Origin of the sequence: Streptomyces sp. rh34, from assembly GCF_002551245.1 — a bacterium.
GTDB lineage: Bacteria > Actinomycetota > Actinomycetes > Streptomycetales > Streptomycetaceae > Streptomyces.
The window spans coordinates 1-4,807 of sequence record NZ_NTGZ01000389.1; the positions used below are offsets into that span (position 1 = coordinate 1).

At 72.7% G+C, this 4,807-nt stretch carries 4 protein-coding genes and 1 pseudogene; 2 read left to right on the plus strand and 3 right to left on the minus strand.

Annotation, left to right across the window (positions count from 1 at the left end; all coding sequences use genetic code 11):
* Window positions 1-181: pseudogene (locus CR470_RS35785) on the plus strand (hypothetical protein); the annotation flags it as partial.
* Between the two features lie 116 nt (window positions 182-297).
* Window positions 298-522, plus strand: a complete 225-nt coding sequence (locus CR470_RS35790; protein WP_097871746.1) for a hypothetical protein — start codon at window positions 298-300, stop codon at window positions 520-522.
* Window positions 523-606: 84 nt separating this feature from the next.
* On the opposite strand, the gene CR470_RS35795 is transcribed toward CR470_RS35790, so the two are convergent.
* The 3 genes from CR470_RS35795 to mptB all read right to left on the minus strand — a co-directional run bounded on the left by CR470_RS35795 (window position 607) and on the right by mptB (window position 4,671).
* The gene (locus CR470_RS35795) at window positions 607-1,137 is read right to left on the minus strand and encodes an AAA family ATPase (RefSeq protein ID WP_179892488.1); all 531 of its coding nucleotides are present in this window, start codon (window positions 1,135-1,137) and stop codon (window positions 607-609) included.
* A gap of 35 nt (window positions 1,138-1,172) precedes the next feature.
* On the minus strand, window positions 1,173-2,849 hold the full coding sequence (locus CR470_RS35800; RefSeq protein ID WP_097871748.1) for an ABC-F family ATP-binding cassette domain-containing protein: 1,677 nt from the start codon (window positions 2,847-2,849) through the stop codon (window positions 1,173-1,175).
* A gap of 307 nt (window positions 2,850-3,156) precedes the next feature.
* Window positions 3,157-4,671: a polyprenol phosphomannose-dependent alpha 1,6 mannosyltransferase MptB gene (gene mptB, locus CR470_RS35805; RefSeq protein ID WP_097871750.1), complete on the minus strand. Its 1,515-nt coding sequence runs from the start codon at window positions 4,669-4,671 to the stop codon at window positions 3,157-3,159.
* Window positions 4,672-4,807: the final 136 nt, after the last annotated feature.

Consider the following 4,807-nt stretch of genomic DNA (forward strand, 5'->3'; position numbering starts at 1 on the left):
GTGGTACGGGGCGCGGGGGCTGCGGCCGGTCGTGGCCGCCGACGCCGTGCTGGACGGGGCGAGTCTGGGGCCCCTCTCCCCGCTCGATCCGCCCGTCGCCTTCGGGTTCGGTTCCGCCCCGCGCGGCCCCTCCCTGGTGCGTGTCACCACAACGGTGGAACTCGGGGCCGACGCGCGATGAGGCCCTCCTCGCCCCCGGAGGAGTGCGCGGAAGCCTTTGCCCGACCGGCCTCGGCTCGCCGTCGGAGGGGGCGGGCCGGGGATGCGAGGGTGGGGGGCGCGTCGCAGGGTGGACCCATGGCAAATCCCCCGATCGTCATCCACCGTCCGACCCCCTCGGGCGGCCGCCGGGTGACCGTGCACTACGAAGGCCGGGACGAGATACTCGGGCTGGCCCACAGCGACCAGGACGTGATCGTGTTCCTCAACGAGGCCGGCCTCGAAGAAGCGGACCGGATACTCGACAACCCGGTCTGGGTGGAGTGGCGGGGCGGGCGGGCCCACCATTACGAAGCGGCCTGAGAGGCCACGCCGCACCCGCCGCCCGCACCCCTCGGGCACGCCTCCGTGCCGCCCCTCTCAGGCCCCGGACCTACGGACGGCCGGTCACCCGCGCAGCCCGTCGAGGATGGCCGAAACCGTCTCCTCGGGCGTCTGACCGGATGTGTCGAGCCACAGGCCGACAGGGGGCGTCCCGCTCCTCAGATACGCGTCGAACGCTTCGACCGTCCACTCCCCGTACCCGGTCTTCGCCCGCGCTTCCTCCCTCTCGCGCACGGTTGTGGGCGAGGGGGCGAGCACCACGACATGGAGCGGGCGGGTGCGGACCCTGTCGACGTAGCGGGGCAGGTCCTCGCCGAGGACGATGTCCTGGACGATGGCCGTCCATCCGTCCTCCGCGTAGGCGTCGGCCACCTGCGCCGAGATCCGCTGGCGCAGGTCGAGCTGGCTGCGTGCCTCCTCCGCCTCGTCGGGTGTCATCTCCGCGCGGCCGGAGACGATCATGCGGCGGAAGACGTCTCCGCGCACATGGACCGCTCGTGGGAGGCTCTCCGCCAGGAGCTGGGCGACGGTGGACTTTCCCGCGGCCATCACTCCGGTGATCAGTACGACACAGGGGCCGAGGTCAGCGCCCATCAAGATCTCCTCCTCGTTCGTTCGGTCGGTCGATGTCACGCCGTGCCCGCCGGGGTGGAATCCGGGCTCCCGAACAGTTCGCGGACCCCCTCGGCGTCGGTCTCCCGCAACGCGTCGTCCAGCAGGATCCAGCGGGTGACGCCCACTGATTCCAGGAACGGCAGATCGTGGCTGGCGATGACGAGGGCGCCCTCGTAGGACCCCAGGGCGCTCGTCAGCTGCCGCACGCTGGCCAGATCGAGGTTGTTCGTCGGCTCGTCCAGCAGAAGCAGCTGCGGGGCGGGGGCGGCGAGCATCGTCGCCGCGAGGGCCGCCCGGAAGCGTTCGCCGCCCGAGAGGGTGCCCGCCGGCTGCTCCGCGCGGGCGCCCTTGAAAAGGAACCGGGCGAGCTGGGAGCGGATCTCGTTCTCGGTGGTGCCCGGGGCGGTGCGGGCGACGTTGTCGGCGACGCTCAGCGCGTCGTCGAGGACGTCCAGTCGCTGCGGGAGGAACTTCAGCGGCACCGCGGCCGTGGCCTCCCCGGTGCTCGGTGCGAGCTCCCCGGTGAGCGCCCGCAGCAGGGTCGTCTTGCCGGCCCCGTTGCGGCCGACCAGAGCGATGCGTTCGGGTCCCTTCACCTGGAGGCTGCCCTCGCGCAGCCGTCCGTAGGGGAGGCTCAGGTCCCGTACGGTCAGCACGGTGCGACCCGCGGGTACGGCGGTGTGGGGCAGGCTCACCTTGATCTCGGCGTCCCTGCGAACGGCTTCGGCGGCTTCCTCCCTGCGCTCACGGGCCTCGTCCAGGCGGTCCTCGTGCAGGCCGCGCAGCCGGTCCCCGGACTCCTGGGCCGAGCGCTTGCGCTCCCCGGCGACGATGCGTGGGGCCTTCCGCTGGCCGTCCAGCTTCTTGTCGTGGCGCTGGCGGCGGGCCACCTTGACCCGGGTCTCCTCCAGCTCGCGCTGCTGGCGGCGTACGTCGGCATCGGCGGCACGCAGCATCCGCCCGGCGGCCTCCTGCTGGGTGGCGAGGGCCTCCTGGTACGCGGACCAGCCGCCCCCGTACCAGCTGACCGAGCCCGATCGCAGTTCGGCGATGCGGTCGACCCGCTCCAGCAGGTCCCGGTCGTGGCTGACGACGATCAGGATCCCGGTGCGCCAGGAGTCGACGGCGTCATAGAGCCTGCGGCGGGCGAACAGGTCCAGGTTGTTGGTCGGCTCGTCGAGGAGGAGGACGTCCGGGCGTTCCAGGAGCAGCGCGGCCAGGCGCAGCAGGACGGTCTCGCCGCCGGACAACTGCCCGACGGTGCGGTCCAGTTCGACGGCACCGAGCCCGAGGGAGCCGAGAGTGGCCAGGGCGCGCTCCTCGACGTCCCAGTCGTCGCCGACCGTTTCGAAGTGCTCCTCCCGTACGTCTCCGGATTCGATGGCGCGCAGTGCGGCCCGACGCTCGGCGATGCCGAGGGCCGCGTCGACGCGCAGGGCGGTGTCCAGGGTGATGTTCTGGGGAAGGTGTGCGAGGTTTCCGCCGACCGTGACGGACCCCTCCGAGGGTTGCAGGAGCCCGGCGAACAGGCGTAGCAAGGTCGACTTGCCGGCGCCGTTGGCCCCGGCCAGACCGGTGCGGCCCCGGGGGACGGTGAGGGAGAGCCCGTCGAAGAGGTTCGTGCCGTCGGGCCACCGGAAGGTGAGGTTGGAGGCTGCCACGGAGGCGCTGGGCGCGGGGGGATGGCTCATGTGGTTCTCGCAGTCGGAAGCGGGAGGAACGGGGGGCTTCGTATGCGAACAGCACGCGGCGACCCGGCCGGGGCCGGAAAGCGGTGGGAAGAACAGTCCTGCGAAGGTGAGGGACGGCTCAGCACCGAGGTCGCATCCACGCGGAAGCCACGAGCGGCAGAAATGCCGACAGCGTCGTGACCGTGTACGGGCCAGGGCCGTACCGCGCGATGATCGCGGACCTCAGATGCGCAACGTCCACCTCTATCGGAGACAACAGGACCCGTTCAGCGTAGCCGACGATCTTGCCGAGCGTCGAGGGATTTGTTCAAGGAGCGTTCTGCGGGGCCGGGGCAGGGGAGGTGACGGACGCGGAGCTGTCCTGGCTCTCCGGCGAGGCCGCCGGGTCCGCGGGGCCCCGCTGGCCGGGCAACCGGACGCCGGGCGGCACGACGGGGGCCCGCCGGAGCGCGAGCGTGCCGAGGACGGCGGCGAGTCCGGCCAGGGCGAATCCGTAGGGCGGGGTGGCGCCCATGGGGTGGGTCTCGTACACCAGCGCCGCCGAGAGCACGATCAGGACGGCGGAGAGGCGGCCGTACTGTTCGGTCGCGGCGACGACGGCCATGCCCCACAGCAGGTACCAGGGCTGGACCATGGGCGAGAGGGCGACCAGGACGAGCAGCGACAGGCCGAGGGCGTGGGCGGGCGTCATGCTGCCCCGCATCGCACGCCGGGCCAGCACGGCGATCACCGCGAGCGCGGCTGCCAGGCCCAGCGTCTGGACGGCGGACTTGACCGGCTCCGCGTCGACGCCCAGGAGCAGCCGGGCCAACTCCCCCAGTCCGAGGCCGACGTCGCTGGTGACGGAGAGCGCGGTGTGGATGTTCGCGGCGACGCCCTGGGTGTGGAGCCAGCCGAATCCGGTGCCGCTGATCAGCGTGGCACCTCCGGCGACCGCGCACGCGATCGCGCCCGGAGCGAGCAGCCCCTTGGCCCAGCGGCGCCACTGGGGGCCGGTCGCGGACGCGTGCACGAGAACCCCGATGAACAGGAGCGCCACGGCCGCCGGCGACTTCACCATCACGGCGAGGCCGACCAGGGCGCTGCCCGCGATCCATCTGCCGCGCAGGGCGAGCACCAGGCCGGCGAGCATCAGGCCGATCATCAGCCCGTCGTTGTGCACGCCGCCGACCACATGCATGAGCAACAGCGGATTGAGGGCTCCCAGCCACAGGGCGCGGCTCTCACTGCGGCCGTGTTCGCGCGCCAGGCGGCGCAGGGACCAGACGATCAGGGCGAGGGAGACGAGCGCGAGTATCCGCATCGCCAGAACGGCGGGGACGATCGTTCCGCCGGTGATCCAGGCGACGGCCGCGGAAAGCAGCAGGAAGAGCGGTCCGTACGGGGCCGGGGTGTCGCGCCAGTGGTTGCCGACGCTCCCGGCGGCATCGCCGCCGATTCCGCCGGGCTCCAGGGCGGAGGGGCCGACGGTGTAGACGTCGTGCCCTTCGAGGACCATCGCGCCCTGGGCGATGTAGCTGTAGACGTCGGCGCTGTAGAGCGGGGGCGCGAGCAGGAACGGGGCCGTCCACCAGGCGAGGGTGACGAGCGTGTCGCGGACGGTGGAGGCGGTCTTGCCGTACTGCCACCAGGCCACGACGAGCACGGTCAGTCCGACGTAGGCGAGGACGGCCGCCGCCGCCTTCGTGGCGGAACCGTGGTCGGTCCACAGACCCCAGGGATCGTGGACCGGCAGCTTCCCGGCGAACCAGCCGCCGACGACGATCGCCAGAGATCCCGCCGCACCCAGCCGACGGTGCCCGACCGCGCTCAAAGCCCACATGACCGGCCAACCTATCGGACGGCGTGGCCCGGCCCCCACCCGTCCCCCGGCTTGCCCGGCGTCCCGGGGGCGGCTCCGCGCCGCATCCAGCCCCCGGCCCCCGGCCCCCGGCCCCCGGCCGAGCGTGGGGCCGTTC